The organism is Tibeticola sediminis (genome assembly GCF_003843835.1).
Classification (GTDB): domain Bacteria; phylum Pseudomonadota; class Gammaproteobacteria; order Burkholderiales; family Burkholderiaceae_C; genus Tibeticola; species Tibeticola sediminis.
On record NZ_RKQL01000006.1, the window covers coordinates 99,254 to 124,634 of the forward strand.

A 25,381-nucleotide genomic window follows, 5' to 3' on the forward strand; every position below is an offset into this window, starting at 1 on the left:
GGCGATCGCCTGATTTCTTCTAAAAATCCGAGAGAGACATGAGTACGTTTGCCTTTGTATTCCCGGGCCAGGGTTCGCAGTCGGTTGGCATGCTCGACGCCTGGGGCGATCACCCGGCGGTGCGCGAGGCCGTGGCCGAGGCTTCGGATGCCTTGGGTGAGGATCTGGCCAAGCTCATCCACGAAGGGCCCAAGGAGGCGCTGGCGCTGACGACCAACACGCAGCCGGTGATGCTGGTGGCGGGTGTGGCTGCCTGGCGCGCCTGGCGTGCGGAGGGCGGTGCCGAGCCCGCTTTGCTGGCCGGGCATTCCTTGGGCGAATACTCGGCTTGGGTGGCGGCCGGGGCGCTGAGCCTGGCGCAGGCGGCGCCGCTCGTGCGTCTGCGCGCCGCAGCCATGCAGGAGGCGGTTCCGGTCGGCACCGGCGCCATGGCGGCGATTCTGGGGCTGCCGGCCGACCAAGTGGTTTCGGGTTGCGCGGCGGTGACGGCCGAGTTCGATCCGGCCTCAGGCGAGCGGGTCGAAGCGGTCAATTTCAACGATCCGATACAAACGGTGATTGCGGGCACGCGCGCGGCGGTGGAGCGCGCCTGCGAGCACCTCAAGGCGGCCGGTGCCAAGCGGGCGCTGCCGCTGCCGGTTTCGGCGCCGTTTCACTCGAGCCTGATGCGGCCCGCGGCCGAGCGATTGCGCGAGCGGCTCGAACAAACCGAGTTTGCGCCGCCGCGGATCGATGTCATCAACAACGTCGATGTGGCCATCGAGCGCGACCCGGCACGGATTCGTGATGCGCTGTATCGGCAGGCCTTTGGCCCGGTTCGCTGGGTCGAGACGGTGGTGGCGATGAAGGCGCGCGGCGTTTCCACGGTGGTGGAGTGTGGGCCTGGCAAGGTGCTCTCGGGGCTGGTCAAGCGGATCGATCCCTCGCTCGAGAGCGGGGCGATCGACGGTCCGGCGGCCTTGGCCGAATGGAAGTCGCGGCTGGCTTGAGGCCAGTCGCTGTCTGGAATGTCCTCTCAGAAGAAAGCATCGACGATGTCGCAAGAGCGAATGGAAGGCCAAGTGGCCTTGGTTACGGGCGCCAGCCGGGGGATCGGCGCGGCCATTGCCCGCCAACTGGCGGAACAGGGTTTTCGGGTCATCGGCACGGCCACGACCGAGGAGGGGGCGATGCGGATTTCGGCAGCGCTCGGCTCGGATTCGGGTTCGCGGGGGGTGCGGCTCGATGTGAACGACGCACCGGCGGTCGAGGCGCTGGTCGAGAGCATCGTGAAGGAGCACGGCGGATTGCAGGTGCTGGTCAACAACGCCGGGATCACCCGGGACATGCTGGCGATGCGGCTCAAGGACGAAGATTGGGATGCGGTGCTCGACACCAACCTCAAGGCCGTGTTTCGCCTCAGCCGCGCCGTGATCCGCCCGATGATGAAGCAGCGCTACGGGCGCATCATCAACATCACGAGCGTGGTCGGGGCCTCGGGCAACCCGGGGCAGGCCAACTACGCCGCGGCCAAAGCCGGGGTGGCCGGCATGAGCCGGGCGCTGGCGCGTGAGCTCGGCAGCCGTGGCATCACCGTCAACTGCGTGGCGCCGGGCTTCATCGAGACGGACATGACGGCTGCGCTCACGGAAGAGCAACAGAAAGCGTTGCTGAGCCAAATCCCGCTGGGCCACCTGGGCCGGCCGCAGGACATCGCCCACGCCGTCGCGTTTCTTGCGAGTCCCCAGGCGGGCTACATCACGGGCCAGGAGATCCACGTCAACGGTGGGATGTACATGGCCTGAGAGGCTGAGGCGCGGCGCTTGTGCCCTGCGCGCCGGGGTGTCTGCGCTCGGGCTTCATGCCAGGCCGCAGGCCTGTCGTTAGGGACCGGCCTCTAGGCTGGTTAAAATCAAGCTTTTCACAACCCTCAGAGGGAACCCATGAGCGATATCGAAGCACGTGTCAAAAAGATCATCGCCGAGCAACTCGGCGTGGAAGAGTCCCAGGTCACCAATGAGAAAGCCTTCGTGGCCGACCTCGGTGCGGACTCGCTCGACACGGTGGAACTGGTGATGGCGCTGGAAGATGAGTTCGGCATCGAAATCCCGGATGAGGACGCCGAGAAAATCACAACGGTGCAAGCCGCCATCGACTACGCCAAGTCCAAGCAGGCCTGATCGAACATGACCCGTCGTCGCGTCGTCGTCACGGGTTTGGGCTGCATCAGCCCCGTGGGAAACACGGTGGCCGAGAGCTGGTCCAACCTGCTCGCTGGGCGCTCCGGCATCGGCCCCATCACCCGGTTCGATGCGTCGGCGTTTTCCTGCCGCATCGCCGGTGAGGTCAAGGGCTTCGACCTCGGTGCCTATCTGTCGCCCAAAGATGCGCGGACGATGGACACCTTCATTCATTACGGCATCGCGGCGGCGGTCCAGGCCGTCGAAGATGCCGGCCTGCCCACGGGTGAGGCGCTCTCCGAAGAAGCCGCGACGCGCATCGGCTGCATCATCGGCTCGGGCATCGGCGGCTTGCCCCTGATCGAGGAGACGCACGCCGAGCTCGTGGCGCGGGGGCCGCGGCGCATCACGCCGTTTTTCGTTCCGGCCTCGATCATCAACATGATCTCGGGCCATGTGTCGATGCGGTTTGGCTTCAAAGGTCCGAACCTCGCCATCGTCACGGCCTGCACGACGGGCTTGCACAGCATCGGCGAAGCGGGCCGCATGATCGAATACGGCGATGCCGACGTGATGATCGCCGGCGGCGCTGAGTCCACGGTTTCGCCCTTGGGCATCGGCGGCTTCGCGGCCATGCGGGCGCTCTCCACCCGCAACGATGAGCCCGAGCGCGCCTCCCGCCCCTGGGACCGGGACCGCGACGGCTTCGTGCTGGGCGAGGGCGCGGGCGTGATGGTGCTCGAGTCCTACGAACATGCGAAGGCGCGCGGGGCACGGGTCTACGCCGAGCTCGCGGGCTTTGGCATGAGCGCCGATGCCGGCCATATCACGGCGCCGAACATGGACGGTCCGCGGCGGGCGATGGTTCAGGCGCTGGCCAATGCAGGCGTCGGTCCCGAGGCGGTGGATTACCTCAACGCCCACGGAACGTCGACGCCGCTGGGTGACATCAATGAAACCAATGCCATCAAGGCAGCGCTGGGCGAGCACGCGAAGAAAATCGTCGTGAGCTCCACCAAGTCGATGACCGGGCATTTGCTGGGTGCGGCCGGCGGCATCGAGAGTGTGTTCACCGTGCTGGCGCTGTACCACCAAAAGTGCCCGCCGACGATCAACCTCGAGAACCCAGATCCGGAGTGTGACCTCGACTACTGCGCGAACACGGCGCGGGACATGCGGATCGACGTCGCGCTCAAGAACAACTTCGGCTTCGGCGGCACCAACGGCTCGCTGGTGTTCCGCCGTCTCTGAGAGGCTGAGAGGAAATCGGTCATGCCCGCCTGGACGTCCCAAAGTACGCCCGAGGGCGTTGGAAATGCTCGCAGTAGCCCGAGCGATGGGGCTGCTTTGCGCCTACTCGGGCGCGTTTTGGGCCGTCCTTACGGGCACGCCCAATTCCCTCCCTGTCCCTGACTCCATGCCCGTGGAGCGGCACGGGAGACACCACGCGCGGCGGCACCATCAGGTTCCCGCCGTTCGTTATGCGCTGCGACCCACCGCCGGACCCAAGGCGGTGGTCGCAGCGCTTTTGTTTTCGACCCTGATCTTCCTTGCCCTTGGGGTGCGGGCCGGCTTGTCCTGGGGCGCGGCATGGGCGGCAGGTGCCGTCGCCCTCGGCAGTGCGGGGTTTGCCCTGCGCACGCTGGGCCAGCCTTCCGAGGGCTGCTTGCAATTCGATGGCGAGCGCTGGCTCGGGCCGCAAGGGGCAAGCTGCAGTGCCTGGCGCGTGCGCCTCGACGGTGGCCGCTTCCTGTGGGTCGAGCGGGTGGACGGTTCGGGGCCGAGGTGGCTTTGGCTGTCTTGCAGCTTCGACCCGGAACACTGGGGCGCGCTGCGGCGGGCCATCGTCGCAACGGCGCGGCGGCAGGAGGCCGACCATGGATGAGTCGAGCGAGCGGCCCGCGCAAGGCGCAGGGTCCGCATCACCCCTGCCCGACGAGGACCGGCCGCTGGTCGAGCGGGCTCAGGCTGGGGACACCCGCGCCTTTGAATTGCTCGTGCTGAAGTATCAGCGCCGGGTGGAGCGGCTCGTGGCACGCATGATTCGCGACCCCGCCCTGGTCGAAGAGGTCACGCAGGAAGCCTTCATCCGTGCGTGGCGGGCGCTACGGCAGTTCCGCGGCGACGCGCAGTTCTATACCTGGCTGTACCGGATTGCGGTCAATACCGCCAAAAAAGCCTTGCTGGAACTCAAGCGCATGCCGCAGACCCGCAGCGACAGCGCCGAAGCCGAAGACGATGAAACTTCCGGCGCGAAAGACGAACCAACGACGGCGGAAACCCCGGAATCGGAACTGGCGGCGCGGGAAATCGCCGAGGCCGTCCATGCCGCAGTCGAGGACCTGCCGCCCGAGTTGCGCGAGGCCGTGACGCTGCGCGAGATCGACGGCTTGAGCTATGAAGAAATCGCCAACGTCATGAACAGCCCGATCGGAACCGTGCGTTCGCGGATCTTTCGTGCACGCGAAGCCATCGCGTCGAGGCTGCGGCCGCTGCTCGAGCACCGCAGCGGCAAGCGCTGGTGAAAGCCCGCCCCGTCCCGCCCAGAGCCGAATTTGACGAACTTTCATCGGAGTCCCGTGAATACATCGACACCCACTTCCGCGACCCGCATCGGAGCGCTGCCCCCGTCCGACGAATGCATCAGCGCGCTGCTCGACGGTGAACTCGAGGGTGCAGCGCTGGCGCTCACGATCGACGAAGTCAGCACCGACGACACGTCGTGCGCCAATTGGCGGCTCTACCGGCTGGCCGGTGAGGTGCTGCGGACCCAGGCGGTGGGCAGCGCCGCGCAATTGGGCGACCGTGCGTTTGCGCAGCGGGTTCGCCAGCTCATCGAGGCCGAGGCGGCTCAGGCGCAGCTGCCCCCGATGGCGCTCCACGACGCTTCTGAATCAATAGCAACAACGCACCGAATTACCCCGGCATCCAATCAAAAAGACTGGGAAAACCGTCCGGCGGCCAACGATCCGGTCTGGCGGTGGCGGCTTGCTGCTGCGGTCGCTTCGCTGGTGGCGGTGGTCTCGCTCGGCCTTCAGTTTGCCCGGCCCTCCGGGGATGCGGGCCCCGGGGCACCGATGGCCACCGCCGGTGACGCCTGGGTGTTGGCGACGCGAGCGCCCATGTCGGCGCGCGTGACCGCGCCGGCGGCGGTGGAAGGCGCCACGTTTGGCGCCAGCGGTGCGGTCGAGGCGCGCGATGGCGTTGTTTTGCGCGATCCGGAGCTGGACCGCTTCCTCGCCGCCCATCGACCCTGGGGGCCGGGCATGGGCGAGCTTGGCGTCGAAGCGCGCACGATCCAGCGCGTGGGTCTGAACGCTCCGGTGCGCTGATGCTGCAGCGTGCATCCCTCGCGCCTCGTGCGCCCTGGCGGGTACCCTTCGCAGGCGAGCGCACACAGGGGTGCGCGCGGCGAGCTTGGATTTGGCGCGGGCGACTCGCCGCGGGGCGGGTCGCGCGGCTGGCCGTGCTCTGGGGTGCGCAAGCGATCGGGTTATGGGCTGGGCTGCTGGCGGTGCCCGTGGTCGCCGGGGCGGCGCCCGTCGCGGTTGCACCCGCGGGGTCGCTGGCCGCCCCATCCGCGGGGGCACCGCCGGCGGTGACCGCCGAAGCCGGAGGGTTGGCGGCGTGGCTCGAGGATTTGCATCAGGCGGCGCGTCAGCGCAGCTATGCCGGCACGCTGGTCGTCTCGGCCGATGGCGGCGTGCTCTCGACGGCTCGGCTCGTTCATGTGCATACCGGGGCAGCGACGCTCGAGCGGGTCGAAATGCTCAGCGGCGCGCAGCGCGTGGTGTTTCGCAGCGACGAACAGGTCGTCGTCTGGGACACGCCGCAGCGCCTGGTGCGCGTCGAGCCGATGGTTTTACTGAGCACCTTCCCCGACCTCAAGCACCCGCCGGGGACCGCCCTCGAAGCGCTCTACCACTTCCGCGCGATCGGTGTTGGGCGGGTGGCCGGCCATGTGGCCGATGGCTACGAGGTCTGGCCCCGAGACGCCCTGCGGTTTGCCCAGAAAGTCTGGCGGGCGCGCGAGGGCGGGCTGGTGCTGCGGCGGCAGATCCTCGACGCCGGCAGCGGTCGGGTGCTCGAAGAAACCAGTTTTACGGAACTTTCCTTCCAGCCGGTCATCCACTCCGAGGTGCTCGCGCCCCGGCTCGAGCTGCCCGAGGGATTTCGCTTGTGGCGCGAGCCGCTCGAGCCCACGAGCCTCGAGGCCGAAGGCTGGCGCATGGACGTGGTGCCTGAAGGCTTCGCCCTCGATCGCTGCGTTCGCCGCCATGAAGCCCCGTGGCGGGCGGGCGCCGCTGGTGAGGCCGCACGCGATCGTTGGGTGCTCCAGTGCATCTGGACCGACGGATTGGCTGCGGTTTCGGTGTTCATCGAGCCCTACGAGGCGCGGCGGCACGGCACGAGCTTGACCGCACGGGTCGGCGCGACGCAGATGCGCTCCCGGCCCGCCGAGGTGGCCAGCCCGCCCGCGTGGTGGCTGACTGCCGTGGGTGAGGTGCCCTTGCGCACGCTCGACGCGCTGCTGGTCAACCTGCGCCGTGTCGGACGTTGACGGATGGACGCCCGCGCCCGGGCGGGCGGTGATGGCTTACGGGCATGTGCCGGTGCGCGGGGCGTGCCCACTTCGACAGTCGAGTCAACCACGGAGAACATGATGACGAATCGATCCCTGTCCCTTCGGGACACGCACGGCGCCTGGCGCCGGTGGGTGTCCATGGGTTTGTGCGTGACCGCTGCATGGGCGGCTTGGATTCCGCAGGCGCCCGCGCTGGCCCAGTCTCCGCAGCAGCAGGCGGTGCGTGTGCTGCCGGACTTCACCGACCTCGTCGAACAGGTCGGGCCCTCGGTGGTCAACATTCGCACCATCGAACGCGTGCGCGCGCCGCAGGAGGATGTCGAGATCGACCCCGACATGCAGGAATTTTTCCGGCGCTTCTTTGGTGTGCCCATGCCCAACATTCCGCGCCAAGCGCCGCGGCCCAACAACCGTGCGCCGGAGGAGGAGCGGCCGCGCGGCGTCGGCTCGGGCTTCATTCTTTCGCCGGATGGCTACGTGATGACCAATGCGCATGTCGTCGCCGATGCCGACGAAGTCATCGTCACGCTCACCGACAAGCGCGAGTTCAAGGCACGCATCGTCGGCGCCGACAAGCGCAGCGATGTGGCGGTGGTCAAGATCGAGGCCAGCGGCTTGCCTGCGGTCAAGATCGGCGACGTCAGCCGTCTCAAGGTCGGGGAATGGGTGCTGGCCATCGGCTCGCCGTTTGGCCTGGAGAACACCGTCACGGCCGGCATCGTCAGCGCCAAGCAGCGGGACACCGGCGACTATCTGCCCTTCATCCAGACCGACGTCGCGATCAACCCCGGCAATTCCGGCGGGCCGCTGATCAATATGCGCGGCGAGGTGGTGGGCATCAACAGCCAGATCTATTCGCGCTCGGGCGGGTTCATGGGGATCTCCTTCGCGATTCCGATCGACGAGGCCATGCGCGTGAGCGATCAGCTGCGCAGCACGGGGCATGTCACGCGCGGGCGCATCGGCGTGCAGATCGACCGCGTGACCAAGGATGTGGCCGAAGCCGCCGGGCTGGCCAAGCCGCAGGGCGCTTTGGTGCGGGCGGTCGAGCCGGGTTCGCCCGCCGAAAAGGCCGGCATCGAGCCGGGCGACATCATCCTGCGATTCGACGGCAAGCCGATCGACAGTGCGAGCGATTTGCCGCGCATCGTTGGCGGCACCAAGCCAGGCACCCGAAGCACGGTGACGGTGTTCCGCCGCGGCGCGAACAAAGACCTGAGCATCGTGGTGGCCGAACTCGAGCCCGAGAAGCCGGTGGCGAAAAAGGGCGGTGGCAAGCCCGAGAAGCCCAAATCCGCGCTGACCGTGGCGCATCTGGGCCTGTCGGTGAGCGACCTCAGCGAAGCGCAGCGGCGCGAGCTCAAGCTCAAAGGCGGCGTGCATGTCGATGCGGCGACCGATGCGGCCGCGCGTGCGGGCCTACGCGAGGGGGATGTGATCCTGCAGGTCGGCAACATCGAAGTGGCCAACGTGCGCGACTTCGAAGCGGCCTTGGCGCGGCTCGACCGATCCAAACCCGTCAGCGTGCTCTTCCGCCGCGGCGAGTGGGCGCAGTACGCGCTGATCCGGCCGGGGCGGTAAAGCCCGTAAAATATCGCACCCGGGTCGGTACTGGCGCCTGTTGCCCAACGAATTCGGGGTGACGGCGCCGAGTCCGATCACGCAGCGCGCCCCGATCGCGGGCGCGTTTTTTTTGCCCAAGCCGCAGGCCCTGATGGCCTGCCCAACCCCCTCAGCAATGAAACACATCCGAAATTTTTCGATCATTGCGCACATCGACCACGGCAAGTCGACGCTCGCCGACCGCCTGATCCAGCGCTGCGGCGGGCTGTCGGACCGTGAAATGAGCGAGCAGGTGCTCGACTCGATGGACATCGAGAAGGAACGCGGCATCACCATCAAGGCGCAGACCGCCGCGCTGCAGTACAAGGCGCGCGACGGTCAGGTCTACAACCTCAACCTGATCGACACGCCGGGCCACGTCGATTTTTCCTACGAGGTGAGCCGATCGCTCTCGGCTTGCGAGGGCGCGCTGCTGGTCGTTGACGCGAGCCAGGGTGTCGAGGCGCAGACGGTGGCGAACTGCTACACCGCGCTCGACCTTGGCGTCGAAGTGATCCCGGTGCTCAACAAAATGGATTTGCCGCAAGCCGATCCCGAACGCGCCAAGGCCGAGATCGAGGACGTGATCGGTATCGACGCGTCCGAGGCCATCCCGTGCTCGGCCAAGACCGGCATGGGCGTGGACGAGATCCTTGAAGCCATCGTGGCCAAGATTCCGCCGCCGCGGGGCAAGCCCGAGGCGCCGCTGCGCGCCATGATCATCGACAGCTGGTTCGACAGCTATGTCGGCGTGGTGATGCTGGTGCGTGTGGTCGACGGCCACTTGAGAAAAGGCGAGCGCATCAAGCTCATGGCCACCGACGCCACGTATGAAGCCAACCAGCTCGGCGTGTTCACGCCGGCCAACCAGCCGCGCGAGTCGCTCGAAGCGGGTGAGGTGGGCTACATCATCGCGGGCATCAAGGAATTGCAGGCGGCCAAGGTGGGGGACACGGTGACCTCGGTCAAGACCGCCAGCGGCGCCCATTTGACTCCCGCGACCGAGCCCTTGCCCGGCTTCAAGGAAATCCAGCCGCAGGTGTTCGCCGGCCTCTACCCGACGGAAGCAAGCGAATACGACGCGCTGCGCGACGCGCTGGAAAAGCTCAAGCTCAACGACGCCTCGCTGCACTACGAGCCCGAGGTGTCGCAGGCGCTGGGTTTTGGGTTCCGCTGCGGCTTTCTGGGCTTGCTGCACATGGAGATCGTGCAGGAGCGGCTCGAGCGCGAGTTCGACCAGGACCTCATTACCACCGCGCCGAGTGTGGTCTACCAGGTGGTGAAGTCCGACGGCGAAGTCGTCATGGTCGAGAACCCCTCGAAGATGCCCGAGCCGGCGCGGATCGCGGAAATCCGCGAGCCCATCGTCACCGTGCATCTCTACATGCCGCAGGAATACGTGGGGCCGGTGATGACGCTGGCCAACCAGAAACGCGGCGTGCAGATCAACATGGCCTACCATGGCCGCCAGGTGATGCTCACCTACGAAATGCCGCTGGGCGAGATCGTGCTGGACTTCTTCGACAAGCTCAAATCGGTCAGCCGCGGCTACGCCTCGATGGACTATGAGTTCAAGGAGTACCGGGCGTCGGACGTGGTGAAGGTCGACATCCTGCTCAACGGCGAGAAGGTCGATGCGCTCTCGATCATCGTGCACCGCACGCAGGCGCAGTTCCGCGGCCGCGCGGTGGTGGCCAAGATGCGCGAGATCATCAGCCGCCAGCAGTTCGATGTGGCGATCCAGGCCGCGATCGGCTCGAACATCATTGCGCGCGAAACCATCAAGGCGCTGCGCAAGAACGTGCTGGCAAAATGCTACGGCGGTGACATCACCCGCAAACGCAAGCTCCTCGAAAAACAAAAAGCAGGCAAGAAACGCATGAAACAGATCGGCTCGGTCGAAGTCCCGCAGGAAGCCTTCCTCGCGATCTTGCAGGTGGAAGATTAAATGCCTGTCCTCACTGGCGCGATTCTGGCTGCCTTTGCCGCTTACGCAGGGGCTTGGTACTTGGGTTGGATCGAAGGGAACTTCGAGCTGCTGCTCTTTGCCGCCTCACTCGTGACGGGGCTCTACTGGGTGGCCGAGCGGTGGCATTTCCTGCCCGCGCGGCGCGCGGCGGCCGCAAGGCTCGAGCAAGAGGCCGAGGCACGGCGGGCCGAACAGGAGCGCCTGGGGCTGGTGAGCGACGCCTCCGCACCCGTCGAAGCGGCGCGTGAGCGGCTCTTGATGCAGCCCTGGTGGCTCGATTGGACCGCTGGGCTGTTCCCCGTGATCGTCTCGGTGTTCCTGTTGCGCTCCTTCGTGGTCGAGCCGTTCAAGATTCCTTCGGGCTCGATGATCCCGACGCTGCTCGTCGGCGACTTGATTCTCGTGAACAAATACACCTATGGCCTGCGGCTGCCGGTGCTGCGCACGAAGATCACCGAAGGTACGCCACCGCGGCGCGGCGACGTGGTGGTGTTTCGCTACCCGCCCAAACCCAGCGTGGACTACATCAAGCGGGTCGTGGGCGTGCCGGGCGATGAGGTGGCCTACCTCAACAAGCGGCTGACCATCAACGGTCAGCCTGTGCCCACCCGCGCCTTGCCCGACTTCTTCGACGAGGACGCGATGCGCTACTTCCCCCAGTTCGAGGAGACGCTCGACGGCCGCGCGCACCGCTTGCTCAACGACCCGGATCGCCCAGCCATGGTGCTCGGGGCCAGCGACTTCCGGTTCCGCGACCATTGCCGCTACAGCGTCGAAGGCGTGGTTTGCCGCGTGCCCGAGGGCCACTACTTCATGATGGGCGACAATCGCGACAACTCGCTCGACTCCCGCTATTGGGGCTTCGTCCCGGACGCCAACATCGTCGGGCGGGCGTTTTTCATCTGGATGAGCTTCAGCAAGCTCAACCGGATCGGATCGTTTCAGTGAGGCAAGGGCGGATGCAGGCAAGCGCCCATCGAGCATCGGAGGAGCAGACCATGAGGATCACCCGGAGCGGTTTGGGCCGACACCAGCGCGGCATCACGTTCATCGGCATGTTGTTCGTCGCCGCCGTGGTGGGCAGTGTGATGGTCGTCGGGGCGCAGGTATTCCCGACGGTCGTCGAATATCTGGCGGTGAAGAAAGCCGTGAAAAAGGCCAGCGAAGGCACGACGGTGGCCGAGGTGCGCAACATCTTCCAACGCGCCACCGAAGTCGATGACATCACCTCGGTCACGCCCAACGACCTCGACATCACGAAAGAGGGTGACCGGGTCGTGGTGCGCTTTGCCTACAACAAGGAAATCCACCTCGTCGGCCCGGCGTACTTGCTGCTCAAGTACCGCGGCAGCAGCGCGCCGTGAGTGCCCCGGGACACGCGGCGGCGCGCATGGAGGCGGCGCCCTTGGAACTGCTGCAGCAGCGTCTGGCTTATCGGTTCAAAGATGAGGCCTTGCTGCAGCGCGCGCTGACCCACCGCAGCTTCAGTGCCGACCACAACGAGCGGCTCGAGTTTCTCGGCGACTCCGTGCTGAACCTGGCGGTTGCCCATCTGGTGTATGAGCGCCTGAGCGGTTTGCCCGAGGGCGATCTCTCGCGCGTGCGGGCGAACCTGGTGCGGCAGGAAACGCTCGCCGAATTGGCGCGCGGCCTCGATCTGTCGTCGATGTTGCGCTTGGGCGAGGGTGAGCAGCGCTCGGGCGGCAAGCAGCGACCGTCGATCCTGGCCGACGCGCTCGAAGCCGTGCTCGGCGCGGTTTACCTGGACGCGGGGTTCGATGCGGCCAACGCCTTGGTGCGTCGGCTGTTTCGGCACGTGGACATTCGCCCTGAAATGAAAGCGGCGGCGCGAGACCCCAAGACCGGTTTGCAGGAGTGGCTGCAGGCGCGTCGCATGGCTTTGCCGCTGTACCGCGTGCTGGCGACGTATGGCGCCGCACACCAACAAACCTTCGAAGTCGAGTGTCAGGTCGCGGCGCTCAAGCGCAGCGCCACCGGCACCGGCCCCTCGCGTCGGGCGGCCGAACAAGCGGCCGCGGCAGCGATGCTGGTCCAACTCGAGAACCACCCCCCGCGATGAACACCGAGCCCTTGATTCCCGATGCCGACCCGGCGTCCACCAAGGCGGCCGCGGCCAGCGTGACCCCGGGCGGCGGTTCCGTGTCACCGGTCGAGGCGTCGGCCTCCGAGGCGATCGCTGCCACGCCGCAGCAGCCGGAGGCGGGTGGGCAGCGCTGTGGGCTGATTGCGATCGTGGGCAAGCCCAACGTCGGTAAATCCACGCTGCTCAATGCGCTGGTGGGGCAAAAAATCAGCATCACCTCGCGCAAGGCGCAGACCACGCGCCATCGCATCACCGGTATCCGCACCCGGGGCGCGACGCAGTTCGTGTTCGTGGACACGCCGGGCTTTCAGACGCGGCATCACACGGCGCTCAACAAGTCGCTCAACAAGACGGTTTTGGGTGCGGTCGACGACGTGGACCTCGTGCTCTTCGTCGTCGAGGCCGGCAGCTTCACCTTGGCCGACGCGCAGGTGCTTGCCTTGCTCAAACCCGGCATTCCGGTCGTTCTGGTGGCGAATAAGCTCGACTCCGTGCACCGGCGCGCCACGCTCGCGCCTTGGCTCAAGTCGATGCAGGAGCGGCATCCGTTTGCGGAATTCATGCCGATGTCGGCAAAAAACCCCAAGGATGTCGAGCGGCTGCTGCAGGTCTGTGAGCGCTATCTGCCCGAGCAGCCCTGGTGGTACGGCGAGGACGAACTGACCGACCGCAGCGAGCGTTTTCTGGCCGGCGAGATCGTGCGCGAGAAGCTCTTTCGCCTGACCGGCGACGAACTGCCCTACACCTCGGCGGTGCTCGTCGAGCGCTTCGAAGAGGAGCCCGGGCGCACCCATCAGCGATTGGTGCGCATCGCTGCGACGATCGTGGTCGAGCGCGAGGGGCACAAGGCGATGGTCATCGGCGAAAAAGGCGAGCGCTTGAAGCGCATCGGCACCGAGGCGCGGCAGGAGCTCGAGCGGCTGTTCGACGCCAAGGTGTTCCTCGAGTTGTGGGTCAAGGTGCGTTCCGGCTGGGCCGACGACGAGGCGCGGGTGCGCTCCTTTGGCTACGAGTGAGGTTCGCCTCGGGGGTCGCTGCCGCCGATGAAACGCATCGCCGACGAGCCCGGCTACGTGCTGCACCGCTATGACTGGAGCGAGTCGAGCCTGATTCTCGAGGTCTTTACCCGCCATCAGGGTCGGGTGGCGCTGGTGGCCAAGGGGGCCAAGCGCCCCAGTTCCAATTTCCGCCCGGTGTTGCTGCCGCTGCAACCCCTGCGGCTGAGCTTTGGGGGTGACGCGGAGATTCGCACCCTGAAGGCGGCCGAATGGGTGGGCGGCCATGTCATGCCCACGGGGGACGCGCTGCTTGCGGGCTACTACCTCAATGAGCTGCTGCTGCGCCTGCTCGCCCGCGATGATCCCCATCCGGGCCTGTTCGACGCCTACGCGGCCACGGTGCGCGCGCTGGCCGAGCCGCGGGTCGACAGTGACCCCGCAGCCTTGCGGGCCTTCGAGCTTTTGCTGCTGCGCGAGATCGGGCTGTTGCCGCAGCTCGACCTGCAGACGCTCACGCTCGAGCCGCTGCACGAGGGAAGCCTGTATTGCCTCGTGCCGGAGGGCGGCATCCGGGTCGCGCACGACGACGACACGGCCGCGCTCGAGGCACGGCACTGGCGGGCGCTGCAGGCCGCGCTGGACACCGATCCGCCCTATCCGGCGCTGCTGCAGGTCTGCGCTTCGATGCCTGCGGCGCTGCGCGCGCAGTTGCGGCGGCTGCTGACCTACCATTGCGGGGTGGGCACGCTGCGCACGCGGCAGATGCTCATCGACCTCCAAGCCCTCTGACCCTTTCCGCTGCGCTCCCTTTCCGCTGCGTTCCTTCGAGTCCCACATGAAACACACGGCCCTTTCCGTCAACCTCAACAAGGTCGCCTTGGTGCGCAACACGCGTCATCTGGGCATACCGAGCGTCACGCGCGCGGCCACGCTGTGTCTGACGGCGGGCGCGCACGGCATCACGGTTCACCCGCGGCCCGACGAGCGGCACATCCGTGCCCACGATGTGTACGAACTCGCCGAGCTGCTGCAGGACTGGCCGGGCCGCGAATACAACATCGAGGGCAATCCGTTTCACAACCTCATGGACTTCATCCGCGCGGTGCGGCCACACCAAGCGACCTTCGTCCCGGACGCGCAGGGCCAGTTCACGAGCGACCACGGCTGGACTTTCCCCGACGACGCCGAGCGCCTGCGGCCGCTGATCCATGAGTGCCAGACGCTGGGCGTGCGGGTGAGCCTGTTCATGGACCCCGTGCCCGAGCAGATGGCGGCTGCCCGTGCGGTGGGCGCCGATCGCATCGAGCTCTATACAGAGCCCTACGCCGCCGCCTATGGTCACGCGAGTGAAACCGAGCAGCTCGAGCGCTATCGGGCTGCGGCGCTGGCGGCGCTGGACGCGGGACTCGAGGTCAACGCGGGCCACGACCTCAATCGCGACAACCTCACCGACTTCCTGCGCCAGGTGCCTGGCGTGCGCGAGGTCTCGATCGGCCACGCGCTCATCAGCGATGCGCTCGAGCTCGGTTATGACGCCACGGTGCGCGCCTATCTCGATTGCATCGCCCGCGCGGCCGCATGATGGGCCGAGGATGATTTACGGCATCGGAACCGATTTGTGCGATGTGCGGCGCATCGCTGCGGCGCTGTCGCGGCACGGGGAGCGTTTTGCCGAGCGCATCCTCGCCGAAGGCGAATTGGCGACCTGGCGCCAGCGCAGCGCGCGTTGGCCGGAACGCGGCACGCGTTTTCTCGCCACGCGCTTTGCCGCCAAGGAGGCTTTCAGCAAGGCCATCGGGCTCGGGCTGCGCTCCCCGATGCGCTGGCGCGACTGCGAAGTGGGCCGCCTGCCCAGCGGTCAGCCCACGGTGGTGCTGCACGGCGCCTTGGCGCAGTGGTGCGCCGCGCGCGGCCTGGTGGCGCACCTGAGCGTGAGCGACGAAGGGGACATGGCCTGTGCTTATTGTGTCGTCGAGCTGAGGCCAGGCACTTTGGCCCCGCGCATGCGCTCGGCCGAGCCGTCGCCGGATTTTTAGCCATTTCTGCTGCATTGCCGGCGTGAAATGGACGTTTATTGCTATCAAAAAGAAAGTGTACAGATCATGGATTTTGGCGCACCCATCAGCATCGACATCGCCGGGACGGCTCTGACCGAGGACGACCGGCGGCGTCTGGCGCATCCGCTCACGGGCGGCTTGATTTTGTTCGCGCGCAACTGGCAAAGCCGCGACCAGCTGACCGAACTGTGCGCTTCGATCAAGGACGTGCGCGAGGATTTGTTGATCTGCGTGGACCATGAAGGCGGCCGTGTGCAGCGTTTTCGCGAGGATGGCTTCACGCATCTGCCGCCGATGCGCGTCTTCGGCGAGATGTGGTTGGATGACGGCAAGGGGCCGGTCGGGGCGGGTGCTTTGCGCGCGCAAGACGCGGCCAGCGCGGCGGGCTATGTGCTCGGCGCCGAACTGCGCGCCTGTGGGGTCGACCTGAGCTTTGCGCCCGTGCTCGACCTCGATTGGCCGGACGGGCGCACCGGCGCCTCGCGCAGCAGCGTCATTGGCGACCGCGCCTTTCACAGCGACGCGCGCGTCGTGACGCTGCTGGCCAAGAGCCTCATGCATGGCCTGCTGCGCGCGGGCATGCAGCACTGCGGCAAGCACTTTCCGGGGCATGGTTATGTGCGGGCGGATTCGCATGTGGACATTCCGGTCGATCCGCGCGGGCTGCGCACCCTGCTGGCTGCCGACGCGGCGCCCTACGGTTGGCTGTCGAGCACGCTGGCGGCGGTGATGCCCGCGCATGTGATTTATCCGAAGGTCGATGCGCGGCCCGCGGGCTTTTCGCGGGTGTGGCTCGAGGACATCTTGCGCGCGCGCCTGGGCTTCACCGGCGCGGTATTCAGCGACGACCTGTCGATGGCGGGCGCGCGCATGCTCGATGGCCGAGCGGTGAGCCACACCGAGGCGGCGCTGGCGGCACTCGAGGCGGGCTGCGACCTGGTGCTGCTGTGCAACCAGTCGCTCGAGGGCGGCGCGCCGATCGACGCCTTGCTCGATGGCCTCTCGGAAGCGGTGGTGCGCGGCCGTTGGTCGCCGCGCGGCGCGAGTGAAGCGCGCCGCCGCTCGCTGCTGCCCGCTGCGCCGGCTCTGGAGTGGGATGAACTGATGCGCAGCGAGGCCTACCAGCACGCGCTCGAGCGGTTGCCGTAGATCTTCGGCAACCCGGAATAGGCCCTTTGCGGGGCCGATTCGCCGTTGTCTCAGCCTCGTGGGTGCGGCGCTGCCTCGTGCTCGCGGCGCAGCGCGGGGAAGAGGATGACGTCGCGGATGCTGGGCGAATCGGTCAGCAGCATCATGAGGCGGTCGATGCCGATGCCGCAGCCGCCGGCCGGGGGCATGCCGTATTCGAGCGCGCGCACGAAGTCGTGGTCGAAATACATGGCCTCGTCGTCGCCGCTGTCCTTGGCGGCGACCTGCGCGGCAAAGCGCGCGGCCTGGTCTTCGGCGTCGTTGAGTTCGGAAAAACCGTTGCCGAACTCGCGCCCGGTGATGTAGAGCTCGAAGCGCTCGGTGACTTCCGGGTGATTGTCGTTGGCGCGCGCCAGCGGCGAGATTTCCGTCGGGTGCTCCATGATGAAGGTGGGCTGCCAGAGCTTTTCTTCGACCGTTTCCTCGAAATAGAGCACCTGCAACGCGGCGAGCGACCGGCTCGAGAGGCGGTCTTTCTCTTCGGAGAGGCCGAGCTTTTTCAGGCTGGCGATGAGCCACTCCCGATCAGCGACGCGCTCGCCGGCGTCGGTGTGGCGCTCGATGGCTTGCGGGATGGTCAGGCGCTCGAACGGCTGAGACAGGTCCACCGTCTTGCCACCATAGGTCAGTTGCAGCGTGCCCACGGCTTTCTGGGCGGCGTCGCGGATCAGCGCTTCGGTGAAGTCCATGAGGTCGCGGTAATTCCAGTAGGCCGCGTAGAACTCCATCATGGTGAACTCGGGGTTGTGCCGCACCGAGATGCCCTCGTTGCGGAAGTTGCGGTTGATCTCGAACACCCGCTCGAAACCGCCGACCAGCAGGCGCTTGAGGTAGAGCTCGGGCGCGATGCGCAGATACATCTCCTGGTCGAGCGCGTTGTGGTGCGTGACGAAGGGCCGCGCGTTGGCACCGCCGGGAATCGGGTGCAGCATGGGCGTTTCGACCTCGAGAAAGCCATGCTCGACCATGAACTGGCGGATCGACGCAATGGCCTTGCTTCGCGCGACGAAGCGGTCGCGCGCGGCCGGGTCGGTCATCAAGTCCACGTAGCGCTGGCGGTATTTCATCTCCTGGTCCTGCATGCCGTGGAACTTGTCGGGCATGGGGCGCAGGCTCTTGGTCAGCAGCCGGATGCGCGTGGCCTGCACCGAGAGCTCACCGGTGCGTGTCTTGAACAGCGTTCCTTCGACGCCGAGGATGTCGCCCAGGTCCCAGTGCTTGAACGCGGCGTAGACGTCTTCGCCCACGCCGTCGCGGGTGATGTAGATCTGAATGCGGCCGCTGGCGTCCTGCAGCGTCGCAAAGCTGGCCTTGCCCATGACGCGCTTGAGCATCATGCGGCCGGCCACGCGCACGTGCAGGTTTTGCTCCTGCAGCAGTTCGGCGCTTTTTCCCCCATGGTGCGCGAGCAGGTCCGCGGCATGGTGGGCCGGCTTGAAATCATTCGGGAATGCGACGGGCCCGCCCGCCTTCTGCGCCTCGCGCAGGGCCTTGAGCTTCTCGCGGCGCTCGGCGATGAGCTGGTTTTCGTCCTGGGGCGCAGTGACTGGGGTGTCAGACATGGTGGAGGGTCTCGAGGCGGCAAAACGCTTGATTTTAGGGCGCGGCGCTGGCGCTCAGGGGGCGTTGTCATAATCCGCGCCACCATGTTGCTCAAGGCCGGAGTCGTCTCGCTGGTTCTCTTGCTTGCCAGTCGCGTGCTCGGGCTCTTGCGCGAGTCGGCGCAGGCGGCGGCTTTCGGGGCCTCGGGGCTGGCCGACGCGGTGGTGCTGATGCTCGCGCTGCCCGACTGGATCACCGGCCTCGTGGCTGCCGGCGCCTTGTCCTATGTGTTGCTGCCGCTGTGGGCGCAGCAGAGCGCGGCGGCGCAGGCCGAGAGCGAGCGCCGCGTAGCGCGCGCCCTGTTGGCGATCGGTGCGGTGCTGGCGCTGCTGCTGGCCGGCGGTCGCCTCGGTGTGCTGGCGGCGTTGGCGCCGGGCCTGAGCGGGCCGGCACGGGACGCGGCCGCACGGGGCCTGATCTACGCAGCGATGGCGCTGCCGCTGGCCTTGCTGGCAGCGCTGTGGAGCACGCGCGCGCAGCACCGGCGTGACTTCGTGGGCTTGTACGCGGCCAATCTGGTGGTCAATGGCGTGCTCGTGACCGCTTTGTTTTTCATAGCAATGAAGCCCGATTCTGAGCCGGCAATAGACCGATTGGGCCTGGTTTTGCTGCTGGCGATGGCGGCGAGGCTGTGGTGGTTGGCGGCGCGGCGCCGGGGATGGGTGGACGGGGCGGCGGCCCCGGAGGCAGCGGCTGCGCCGGCGCCTGCAGGCGCGCGCCCGCGCTCGACGCCGCTGCCGGGCACGGCGGTTTGGCTCTGGGCGGCGCTGGCCGCCGGCTTGCCGCTGGCTTTGCCATTCGCCGCGCGCTCCATGGCGTCGGCGGCGGGCGAGGGCGCGCTGACCACCTTCAACTACGCCTGGAAGCTCGTCGAGTTGCCGCTGGTGCTGGCGGTGCAACTGGCGGCGTCGCTGAGCTTTCCCGCCATCGCGGCCGCCTACGCCGCAGCCTTGGGCAGCCCTGCTGACCGCGCGGCGGCCGAGTCGCGGGTGCGCGCCGCCATGGCGCTGGCTTGGACGCTGGCCTGCATGGCCGCAGCCGGGCTCATCGTCGGCGCCGATGCTCTGGCGATGCTGCTCTTTGGCTGGGGGCGCATGCCGGCGGAGGCGCTGGTGCCGCTCGCGCAGTGGGCGCGGGTCGGCGCGTGGAGCTTGCTGCCGCAGGCGCTGATCGCGGTGGCGCTCACCGCGCTGGCTTCGCAGGCGCGGCTGCGCGTGGCGGCGCTGGTTTGGGCCTTGGGGCTTGCGACCTTGCTGGCCTCGAATCTGGCTTTGCCCGCATCGGGGCGGGCGCAGATGGCGGCGCTGGACGCGGTGCTCGCGCTCGTGGCCGTCGGCCTGCTGGCTCTGTTGGGGCCGGGCCTGGGCGCACTGCGGCGGCTCTTGCCGCTGCGCCTCATGCTGGCGACGGGGGCGGTGCTGCTGGCTTGTTCGGTAGGGGTTGCGGCTTGGGGGGTGGACGGGGCCGCTGCGGACGGCGCGGGGTGGGCTGCCCGTCTGTGGGCGCTGCGGGGGCCGCTCGGCGGCGCGGTGGGCGCGGCCGCCCTCGTGGGCGCGGTGGCGGCACTGAGCGGCCTGCCGTTGCGGGCGGTGGGTCGTCCATAATTCAGGCCCGAAATCTGTTTCCCATGCTCGAACTGATCCAGATCACCGCTGACCCTGCGCTGGCGCGCCGCTGTGCGGCCCTGCCGGAGATGCGGCTCTTCGTCGACCTGGAGCGCCACGGCAAGGCCGAGCGGCAGGCCGGGCGCAACAGCTTCATCAGCACCCACACGCTCGACGATGTGGCGGCCGTGCGTGCGGCGGCACCCGAGGCGCCCCTGATGGTGCGGCTCAACCCTTGGCACCCGGGCACGCCCGGCGAGGTGGAGGCGGCTCTGGCGCGCGGCGCCGACCGGCTGATGCTGCCGATGTTTCGCGAGCCGCGTGAATTGAGCGCGTTTTGCGCCTGCGTGGCGGGCCGCGTGCCGGTCACGGCGCTGCTCGAAACCGCAGAGGCGCTGGCTTCGATCGAGGACTGGGTGGCGACGCCCGGGCTCGATGAGGTGTTCGTCGGCCTCAACGACTTGCATCTGGCGCTCGGCCTGCGCTTCATGTTCGAGCCGCTGGCGCTGGGCTGGGTGGACCGGGTGGCCGCGCAGGCGCGTAGCCACGGGCGGCGGTTTGGCTTTGGGGGCATCGCGCGGCTCGACGAGGGCTTGCTTTCGGGGCGCGATGTGCTGGCCGAGCATCTTCGGCTGGGGTCGCAGGCGGTGATCCTCTCGCGCACCTTCCAGCGCAGTGACGCGCCCGAGCCGTTCGAGGCGGCGGTGGCCGCCTTGCGCGCGGCCGAATCGGCGCTGGCGCGGCGTCGTCCCGAGGAGGTGGAGGCCGACCGCGTGCGCATTGCCGAGCGAATCCGTGCGATTGCCGCGCAGATGCCGCGCACCGATGCCGGGAAGGCGGGGGCCTCGGCATGATCAAGCGCGCGTTCGACTTCGCAGCCAGCGCGCTCGCCCTGCTGCTGCTCAGCCCCGTGCTCGCCACGGTGGCGCTGGTAGTGTGGCTCGAGGATGGGCCGCCGGTGCTGTTCCGGCAGGCGCGCATCGGCCTCGGTGGGCGGCCGTTTCAGATGCTGAAATTCCGCAGCATGGTGAAGGACGCCGCCGCCCGCGGGCCCTACTACACGCAAGGGGCAGACCCGCGCATCACGCGCGTGGGCCGCTTCATCCGCCGCACGAGTCTGGACGAGCTGCCGCAGCTCATCAACGTGCTCAAGGGCGAGATGAGCCTCGTCGGACCGCGCCCCGACCTGCCGGCGCAGCAAAGCCTGTACGCGCCCGAAGACTGGGCGCTGCGCTGCAGCGTGCGGCCCGGCCTCACGGGACTGGCGCAGGCCTTGTACCGTTCCGACTGCACCGAGCGCGAGCGGCTCGAAGCCGATCTGCGCTACGTGCGCGAGGCCTCGTTCGGGTTGGACCTGAAGATCCTCTGGTGGACGCTGGGCCGGCTCAGCGGTCGGGGAGCGAACTGAGCATGTGCGGCATTTTCGGTTACTGGAGCCCCCGGCGCGACGCGCTCTCCGATGAGACGCTGGCCGCCATGGGCGACGCGCTGCGCCACCGCGGCCCCGATGACGCGGGCCTGCACCACGACCGCGCGCGCGGCGTGGCGGTGGGCAACCGGCGGCTCGCCATCATCGACCTCGCCGGCGGCCACCAGCCCTTCGTGAGCGATGACGGCCGCATCGCCGTGGTGCAAAACGGCGAGATCTTCAACCACGTCGAGCTCGCCGCCGAGCTGCGCGCAGCGGGCGTGCGGCTCGACACCCACTCGGACACCGAAGTCATCCTGCGGCTCTACGAGCGCGAGGGCATCGCCTGCCTCAAGCGGCTCAACGGCATGTTCGCCATCGCCATCGACGACGCGCGCGAGGACGCGCTATACCTCGCGCGCGACCGCATCGGCGTCAAGCCCCTCTATGTGATGCAGGCCGGCTCAACCACCCTGTTTGCCTCAGAAATCAAGGCATTCTGGCCGTACGCCGGCGCAAATCGCGGCTTCAATGCTATTGATTTCGAAGCAATCCATCACTACCTCAGCTTCAACTACATCCCCGCGCCCTGGACCATCTGGCGCACGGTGCGCCACGTCATGCCCGGCACCTGGCAGCGCCACGGCCGCGACGGTCGCGTGCACACCGAGCGCTGGTGGCGCCTGGCCGACCAGGCCGAGACGCCGCAACCCCACGCCGCCTGGGCCGAGGAGTGCCTGAGCCTGCTCGACGACGCCACGCGCATCCGCCTGCGCGCGGACGTGCCGTTTGGCGCCTTCCTCTCGGGCGGTGTCGATTCGAGCACCATCGTCGGCCTCATGGCGCGGCATGTCAGCGCGCCCGTCAAGACCTTCTGCATCGGCTCCGACGACCCGCGCTTCGACGAATCGGCCCATGCCGCCGAGGCCGCCCGGCGCTTTGGCTGCGACCACACCTGCGAGGTCGCCTCGCCCGACATGCTCGGGCGCTGGCCCCAGGTGCTCGCCGCGCTCGACCAGCCGCACGGCGACGCCTCCTTCATGCCCACGCTGCGCGTGAGCGAGCTCGCCGCCCGGCACGTCAAGGTGGTGCTCACCGGTGACGGCGGCGACGAGTTGTTCGCCGGCTACGACAAGTACGCCCAGTTTTTCGCCCGCCGCGACGCGCAGACCCTGCCGCTGGCGGCCTTCCAGCGCGCGTACTTCGACAGCATCTCGCTGCTCACGCCCGCGGCCAAGGCGGCGCTCTACCGCCCCGCGTTGCGCGCGCAGCTCGAGGGCCTCGACAGCTTCGAGGTCGCCGCGCGCCCCTGGTTCGACGAAGCCGCGCACTTCGACCGTATCAACCAGGCGCTCTACCTCGACATGCAACTGCTGCTGAGCGGCAACAACCTCGTCAAGCCCGACCGCATGGGCATGGCCGTGAGCATCGAGGCCCGCACGCCCATGCTCGACTGGCGCGTCATGGAGTTCGCCTTCCGCACGCCGGGCGCTACCAAACTCGCGCCCGATGGCGACAAGAAGCACGCGTTCAAGCGTGCGGTGGCGCCCCTCATCGGCGAAACGCTCGCGTTTCGCCGCAAGCAGATGTTCACCGTTCCCATCGGCGAATGGTTCCGCGGCGCGCGTCACGCCTGGTTGCGTCAGACGCTGCAGCACAGCCCCTTGATCGCCCACTGCTTCGAGTGGCAGCCGATCGAGGCCATGCTCGACGCCCACCGCAGCGGCCGCGCCAACCACACCCGCGAGCTGCGCGCGCTGGCGGCGCTGGCTTTGTGGGCCGCGCCGCTGCTCGGCGACCAGCCGGCTGCGCTCGCACCGCAGGAGGTGGCATGAAGCGACCGCCCACCTGGCTGTTCGTCTGCTACGGTGGCGGCCATGTCAAGGCGCTGCTGCCGGTGGCCGAGCGGGTGCGCGCGCTCGGTCTGGCCGAGCCGCTGATGCTGGCACTGACCACGGCGGCGCCGCTCGCGCGCGCGGCGGGCTTGCCCACCATCGGCTTTCGCGATCTCGTCGAGCCGGGCGATGGCCCCGCGCTGGCCGCAGGCGCGCGCCTGGCCGATGCGCTCGAGGTCAAGGCCGCCGAGCGCGAAGAGTCGGTCGCCTACCTCGGCCTGTCCTACGCCGATCTGGAACGGCGGCTGGGTGCGTCGGCCGCCGCCGCGCAGTACGCGCGCGATGGCCGTCAGGCCTTCCTGCCGCTGACCGTGCTCGAGCGGGCGCTGCGGCGCTATGCGCCCGCGTTGGTGCTCGCGACCAATTCCCCCCGCGCCGAGCAGGCCGCGATCGAATCGGCGCGTGCGCTGGGCATTCCCAGCCTGTGCCTGCTCGACCTCTTCGGCATCTGGGAGCGCGCGCGCCTGGCCCGTCCCGACTATGCCGACGCGCTGTGCGTGCTGAACGAAGCCGTGCGCGCCGAATTCATCGCCGCCGGTCGCCCGCGCGAGCACATTCACGTGACCGGCAACCCCGCCTTCGACAGCCTGCGCGATCCGGCCCTGCCGGCGCAAGGCGCGGCGCTGCGTCGGGCGGCGGGCTTCGAGGCGCACCACGTGCTGCTGCTGGCGACCTCGCCCGAGCCGGTGCAGGTCAGCGGCATCGAGGGCAGGGGCGACCCCACGTGGCCGCGCCGCATCGAGCAGCGCCTGATCGACATCGTGCGGGCCGACCCGCGACTGGCGCTGTGGCTGCGTCGCCACCCCAGCGAGCCGCCCGCCGACGAGATCGCCGCCCTCGCGCACCCGCGCATCCGCGTCTGCACCGCCGACGTGCCCCTGCACGCCTGGCTGCACGCCGGCGACGAAGTGCTGGTGACCGTGTCGACGGTAGGCGTGGAGGCAGCGCTTGCGGGGCAGCCGGTCACGCAGATCCGCGGCTCTGTTCTTGACGCGCTCAGCCCCTTCGAGCGGATGGGCATCGCCCAGCGCGCATTGCCACTCGATGCGCTCGACACCGCATGGCCTGCCGACGCCCGGCCGCAAGCAGCGAACCGCGCCGCGGCGACGGTTGGCCCCGCGTCGGCCACCGACGCGGTGCTGGCCGTGGCACGCGGTCTGTCCACCTGGCAGGGGGTGCGCGTGTGATGGAGCTGCGCGAACTCACGCTCGAAGAAGCGCGCCGACGCTTCGCCGCGCTGCCGCCGGATTGGCAGGTCGCTTCGCTCAGCCCCGACTTCGCGCAGGCCGACGCCTGGCGCGACCCGGCCTTGCGTTGTGTGCATGTGGCGCTCGACGGCGCCGGTTTCGAGTGGCTCACCTCGGTGCATCTGCAGCCCCTCGCGGGTCAGGCCGATTGGCTGGGTGCCATCTCACCCTATGGTTACGGCGGCGCGCTCAGCCCCTGCGAAGCGCCTGAGGCCCTGGCCGCCGTCTGGGCGCTGTGGCAGGACTGGTGCCGCAGCCGGCGCGTCGTGGCCGAACTCGCGCGCTTTCACCCGCAGGTGCCGTCCCAGCGCGGGTTCTTCGGCAAGGTGCAGCTCAACCGCCAGACGGTGTCGGTGAAGCTGCAGGGGATGGCCGCTTCGGAAGGTTTCAACACCCTCACGCGCCGAAAGATCAACCGCGCAACGCGCCACGGCGTGCGCACACGCTGGAGCGACGGCGCCGCCGACTGGGCCCGCTTCGCTGACTTTTACCGCGAGGGCATGCGGGCCATCGGCGCCCGCCCGTTCTATCTGTTTGCCGACCCCTATTTCGCCGCCTTGCGCGGCCTGCCGCACGCGCGGCTGCTGGTGTGCGAGCACGAGGATGAATGGCTGTCCGCAGCCGTGTACCTGTTAGGCGCGCGGATTGCGGAATACCATCTGGGCGCGAGCAGCGAGCGCGGCAAGGCGCTGGGCACCCCCTATCTGCTGCAGGCTGCAGCCATCGAGCGCGCCACGGCCGAGGGGCTGGAGGCCTTGTACCTCGGCGGCGGCACCGACACGCGAGCCGACAATCCGCTGCTGTTCTACAAGCTGGGGTTTTCACGGCACACGCTGCCGTTCTACGTGGGCGAGGCGGTGCACGACCCGGCGGCGTATTGGGCGCTGGCCGCGCGGCGGGGCTACAGCCCGCAGTCACCGCCGCCGCGGGTGTTGCTGGACTGAAGCAGAACCGAAGACAGAG

At 68.2% G+C, this 25,381-nt stretch carries 25 protein-coding genes; 24 read left to right on the plus strand and 1 reads right to left on the minus strand.

What is annotated here, in order from left to right; genetic code table 11:
- The first annotated feature begins 38 nt into the window (after window positions 1-38).
- The 18 genes from fabD (at window position 39) to nagZ (ending at window position 16,623) form a co-directional block, all read left to right on the plus strand.
- Entirely contained in the window at window positions 39-989 is a 951-nt protein-coding gene (gene fabD / locus EDC62_RS11710; protein ID WP_124223983.1) for an ACP S-malonyltransferase, read from the plus strand.
- A 45-nt stretch (window positions 990-1,034) separates the two neighbouring features.
- Window positions 1,035-1,784, plus strand: a complete 750-nt coding sequence (fabG, locus tag EDC62_RS11715; protein WP_124223985.1) for a 3-oxoacyl-ACP reductase FabG — start codon at window positions 1,035-1,037, stop codon at window positions 1,782-1,784.
- A gap of 138 nt (window positions 1,785-1,922) precedes the next feature.
- Complete coding sequence (acpP, locus tag EDC62_RS11720) at window positions 1,923-2,159, plus strand: acyl carrier protein (RefSeq protein WP_124223987.1); 237 nt, start codon at window positions 1,923-1,925, stop codon at window positions 2,157-2,159.
- A 6-nt stretch (window positions 2,160-2,165) separates the two neighbouring features.
- Window positions 2,166-3,410, plus strand: a complete 1,245-nt coding sequence (fabF, locus tag EDC62_RS11725) for a beta-ketoacyl-ACP synthase II (RefSeq protein ID WP_124223989.1) — start codon at window positions 2,166-2,168, stop codon at window positions 3,408-3,410.
- A 166-nt stretch (window positions 3,411-3,576) separates the two neighbouring features.
- Window positions 3,577-4,044 (plus strand): hypothetical protein, encoded by a 468-nt coding sequence (locus EDC62_RS11730; protein WP_148089188.1) that lies wholly within the window; start codon window positions 3,577-3,579, stop codon window positions 4,042-4,044.
- Window positions 4,037-4,684, plus strand: coding sequence for an RNA polymerase sigma factor RpoE (gene rpoE, locus EDC62_RS11735; RefSeq protein ID WP_124223993.1), 648 nt, complete (start codon window positions 4,037-4,039; stop codon window positions 4,682-4,684). The genes EDC62_RS11730 and rpoE overlap by 8 nt, the downstream gene beginning before the upstream one ends.
- A gap of 54 nt (window positions 4,685-4,738) precedes the next feature.
- Complete coding sequence (locus tag EDC62_RS11740; RefSeq protein WP_170159068.1) at window positions 4,739-5,491, plus strand: sigma-E factor negative regulatory protein; 753 nt, start codon at window positions 4,739-4,741, stop codon at window positions 5,489-5,491.
- Entirely contained in the window at window positions 5,491-6,720 is a 1,230-nt protein-coding gene (locus tag EDC62_RS11745; RefSeq protein ID WP_124223997.1) for a MucB/RseB C-terminal domain-containing protein, read from the plus strand. Before EDC62_RS11740 ends, EDC62_RS11745 begins: the two co-directional genes overlap by 1 nt.
- A 162-nt stretch (window positions 6,721-6,882) precedes the next feature.
- Window positions 6,883-8,325, plus strand: a complete 1,443-nt coding sequence (locus tag EDC62_RS11750) for a DegQ family serine endoprotease (protein WP_124224069.1) — start codon at window positions 6,883-6,885, stop codon at window positions 8,323-8,325.
- Between the two features lie 157 nt (window positions 8,326-8,482).
- Window positions 8,483-10,294: a translation elongation factor 4 gene (gene lepA, locus EDC62_RS11755; RefSeq protein WP_124223999.1), complete on the plus strand. Its 1,812-nt coding sequence runs from the start codon at window positions 8,483-8,485 to the stop codon at window positions 10,292-10,294.
- The gene (gene lepB / locus EDC62_RS11760; RefSeq protein ID WP_124224001.1) at window positions 10,295-11,263 is read left to right on the plus strand and encodes a signal peptidase I; all 969 of its coding nucleotides are present in this window, start codon (window positions 10,295-10,297) and stop codon (window positions 11,261-11,263) included.
- A gap of 50 nt (window positions 11,264-11,313) precedes the next feature.
- Entirely contained in the window at window positions 11,314-11,679 is a 366-nt protein-coding gene (locus EDC62_RS11765) for a DUF4845 domain-containing protein (protein ID WP_124224003.1), read from the plus strand.
- Window positions 11,680-11,705: 26 nt separating this feature from the next.
- Complete coding sequence (gene rnc, locus EDC62_RS11770) at window positions 11,706-12,395, plus strand: ribonuclease III (protein WP_124224070.1); 690 nt, start codon at window positions 11,706-11,708, stop codon at window positions 12,393-12,395.
- A complete protein-coding gene (gene era, locus EDC62_RS11775; protein ID WP_124224005.1) occupies window positions 12,392-13,435 on the plus strand; it encodes a GTPase Era in 1,044 nt (347 codons plus the stop codon). The genes rnc and era overlap by 4 nt, the downstream gene beginning before the upstream one ends.
- 18 nt (window positions 13,436-13,453) lie before the next feature.
- Window positions 13,454-14,206, plus strand: coding sequence for a DNA repair protein RecO (recO, locus tag EDC62_RS11780; RefSeq protein WP_425469997.1), 753 nt, complete (start codon window positions 13,454-13,456; stop codon window positions 14,204-14,206).
- Between the two features lie 46 nt (window positions 14,207-14,252).
- Window positions 14,253-14,999: a pyridoxine 5'-phosphate synthase gene (locus EDC62_RS11785; protein ID WP_124224009.1), complete on the plus strand. Its 747-nt coding sequence runs from the start codon at window positions 14,253-14,255 to the stop codon at window positions 14,997-14,999.
- A gap of 10 nt (window positions 15,000-15,009) precedes the next feature.
- The gene (gene acpS, locus EDC62_RS11790) at window positions 15,010-15,453 is read left to right on the plus strand and encodes a holo-ACP synthase (RefSeq protein ID WP_124224011.1); all 444 of its coding nucleotides are present in this window, start codon (window positions 15,010-15,012) and stop codon (window positions 15,451-15,453) included.
- Between the two features lie 66 nt (window positions 15,454-15,519).
- Entirely contained in the window at window positions 15,520-16,623 is a 1,104-nt protein-coding gene (gene nagZ / locus EDC62_RS11795; protein WP_124224013.1) for a beta-N-acetylhexosaminidase, read from the plus strand.
- Window positions 16,624-16,673: 50 nt separating this feature from the next.
- On the opposite strand, the gene lysS is transcribed toward nagZ, so the two are convergent.
- Window positions 16,674-18,224, minus strand: coding sequence for a lysine--tRNA ligase (gene lysS / locus EDC62_RS11800; protein WP_124224015.1), 1,551 nt, complete (start codon window positions 18,222-18,224; stop codon window positions 16,674-16,676).
- Window positions 18,225-18,308: 84 nt separating this feature from the next.
- On the opposite strand from lysS, the gene EDC62_RS11805 reads away from it, so the two are divergent.
- Genes EDC62_RS11805 through EDC62_RS11830 form a run of 6 tightly spaced genes read left to right on the plus strand, consistent with a single transcriptional unit; the run spans window position 18,309 to window position 25,362 of the window.
- Window positions 18,309-19,868: a lipid II flippase MurJ gene (locus EDC62_RS11805; RefSeq protein ID WP_124224017.1), complete on the plus strand. Its 1,560-nt coding sequence runs from the start codon at window positions 18,309-18,311 to the stop codon at window positions 19,866-19,868.
- A 23-nt stretch (window positions 19,869-19,891) separates the two neighbouring features.
- Window positions 19,892-20,722 (plus strand): aldolase/citrate lyase family protein, encoded by an 831-nt coding sequence (locus EDC62_RS11810; RefSeq protein ID WP_124224019.1) that lies wholly within the window; start codon window positions 19,892-19,894, stop codon window positions 20,720-20,722.
- Window positions 20,719-21,276, plus strand: coding sequence for a sugar transferase (locus tag EDC62_RS11815; RefSeq protein ID WP_124224022.1), 558 nt, complete (start codon window positions 20,719-20,721; stop codon window positions 21,274-21,276). Before EDC62_RS11810 ends, EDC62_RS11815 begins: the two co-directional genes overlap by 4 nt.
- Before the next feature lie 2 nt (window positions 21,277-21,278).
- Window positions 21,279-23,111, plus strand: a complete 1,833-nt coding sequence (gene asnB / locus EDC62_RS11820; protein ID WP_124224024.1) for an asparagine synthase (glutamine-hydrolyzing) — start codon at window positions 21,279-21,281, stop codon at window positions 23,109-23,111.
- Complete coding sequence (locus EDC62_RS13050; RefSeq protein ID WP_170159069.1) at window positions 23,108-24,358, plus strand: UDP-glycosyltransferase; 1,251 nt, start codon at window positions 23,108-23,110, stop codon at window positions 24,356-24,358. The genes asnB and EDC62_RS13050 overlap by 4 nt, the downstream gene beginning before the upstream one ends.
- Window positions 24,358-25,362, plus strand: a complete 1,005-nt coding sequence (locus EDC62_RS11830) for a GNAT family N-acetyltransferase (protein ID WP_170159070.1) — start codon at window positions 24,358-24,360, stop codon at window positions 25,360-25,362. Before EDC62_RS13050 ends, EDC62_RS11830 begins: the two co-directional genes overlap by 1 nt.
- Window positions 25,363-25,381 lie beyond the last annotated feature (19 nt).

Excerpts from the sequence above, each read along its gene's own strand:
- fabD (WP_124223983.1), top strand. The coding sequence starts at position 39 with ATGAGTACGTTTGCCTTTGTATTCCCGGGCCAGGGTTCGCAGTCGGTT.
- fabG (WP_124223985.1), top strand. The coding sequence starts at position 1,035 with ATGTCGCAAGAGCGAATGGAAGGCCAAGTGGCCTTGGTTACGGGCGCC.
- acpP (WP_124223987.1), top strand. The coding sequence starts at position 1,923 with ATGAGCGATATCGAAGCACGTGTCAAAAAGATCATCGCCGAGCAACTC.
- fabF (WP_124223989.1), top strand. The coding sequence starts at position 2,166 with ATGACCCGTCGTCGCGTCGTCGTCACGGGTTTGGGCTGCATCAGCCCC.
- EDC62_RS11730 (WP_148089188.1), top strand. The coding sequence starts at position 3,577 with ATGCCCGTGGAGCGGCACGGGAGACACCACGCGCGGCGGCACCATCAG.
- rpoE (WP_124223993.1), top strand. The coding sequence starts at position 4,037 with ATGGATGAGTCGAGCGAGCGGCCCGCGCAAGGCGCAGGGTCCGCATCA.
- EDC62_RS11745 (WP_124223997.1), top strand. The coding sequence starts at position 5,491 with ATGCTGCAGCGTGCATCCCTCGCGCCTCGTGCGCCCTGGCGGGTACCC.
- EDC62_RS11750 (WP_124224069.1), top strand. The coding sequence starts at position 6,883 with ATGGGTTTGTGCGTGACCGCTGCATGGGCGGCTTGGATTCCGCAGGCG.
- lepA (WP_124223999.1), top strand. The coding sequence starts at position 8,483 with ATGAAACACATCCGAAATTTTTCGATCATTGCGCACATCGACCACGGC.
- lepB (WP_124224001.1), top strand. The coding sequence starts at position 10,295 with ATGCCTGTCCTCACTGGCGCGATTCTGGCTGCCTTTGCCGCTTACGCA.
- EDC62_RS11765 (WP_124224003.1), top strand. The coding sequence starts at position 11,314 with ATGAGGATCACCCGGAGCGGTTTGGGCCGACACCAGCGCGGCATCACG.
- rnc (WP_124224070.1), top strand. The coding sequence starts at position 11,706 with ATGGAGGCGGCGCCCTTGGAACTGCTGCAGCAGCGTCTGGCTTATCGG.
- era (WP_124224005.1), top strand. The coding sequence starts at position 12,392 with ATGAACACCGAGCCCTTGATTCCCGATGCCGACCCGGCGTCCACCAAG.
- EDC62_RS11785 (WP_124224009.1), top strand. The coding sequence starts at position 14,253 with ATGAAACACACGGCCCTTTCCGTCAACCTCAACAAGGTCGCCTTGGTG.
- acpS (WP_124224011.1), top strand. The coding sequence starts at position 15,010 with ATGATTTACGGCATCGGAACCGATTTGTGCGATGTGCGGCGCATCGCT.
- nagZ (WP_124224013.1), top strand. The coding sequence starts at position 15,520 with ATGGATTTTGGCGCACCCATCAGCATCGACATCGCCGGGACGGCTCTG.
- lysS (WP_124224015.1), bottom strand. The coding sequence starts at position 18,224 with ATGTCTGACACCCCAGTCACTGCGCCCCAGGACGAAAACCAGCTCATC.
- EDC62_RS11805 (WP_124224017.1), top strand. The coding sequence starts at position 18,309 with ATGTTGCTCAAGGCCGGAGTCGTCTCGCTGGTTCTCTTGCTTGCCAGT.
- EDC62_RS11810 (WP_124224019.1), top strand. The coding sequence starts at position 19,892 with ATGCTCGAACTGATCCAGATCACCGCTGACCCTGCGCTGGCGCGCCGC.
- EDC62_RS11815 (WP_124224022.1), top strand. The coding sequence starts at position 20,719 with ATGATCAAGCGCGCGTTCGACTTCGCAGCCAGCGCGCTCGCCCTGCTG.
- asnB (WP_124224024.1), top strand. The coding sequence starts at position 21,279 with ATGTGCGGCATTTTCGGTTACTGGAGCCCCCGGCGCGACGCGCTCTCC.
- EDC62_RS13050 (WP_170159069.1), top strand. The coding sequence starts at position 23,108 with ATGAAGCGACCGCCCACCTGGCTGTTCGTCTGCTACGGTGGCGGCCAT.
- EDC62_RS11830 (WP_170159070.1), top strand. The coding sequence starts at position 24,358 with ATGGAGCTGCGCGAACTCACGCTCGAAGAAGCGCGCCGACGCTTCGCC.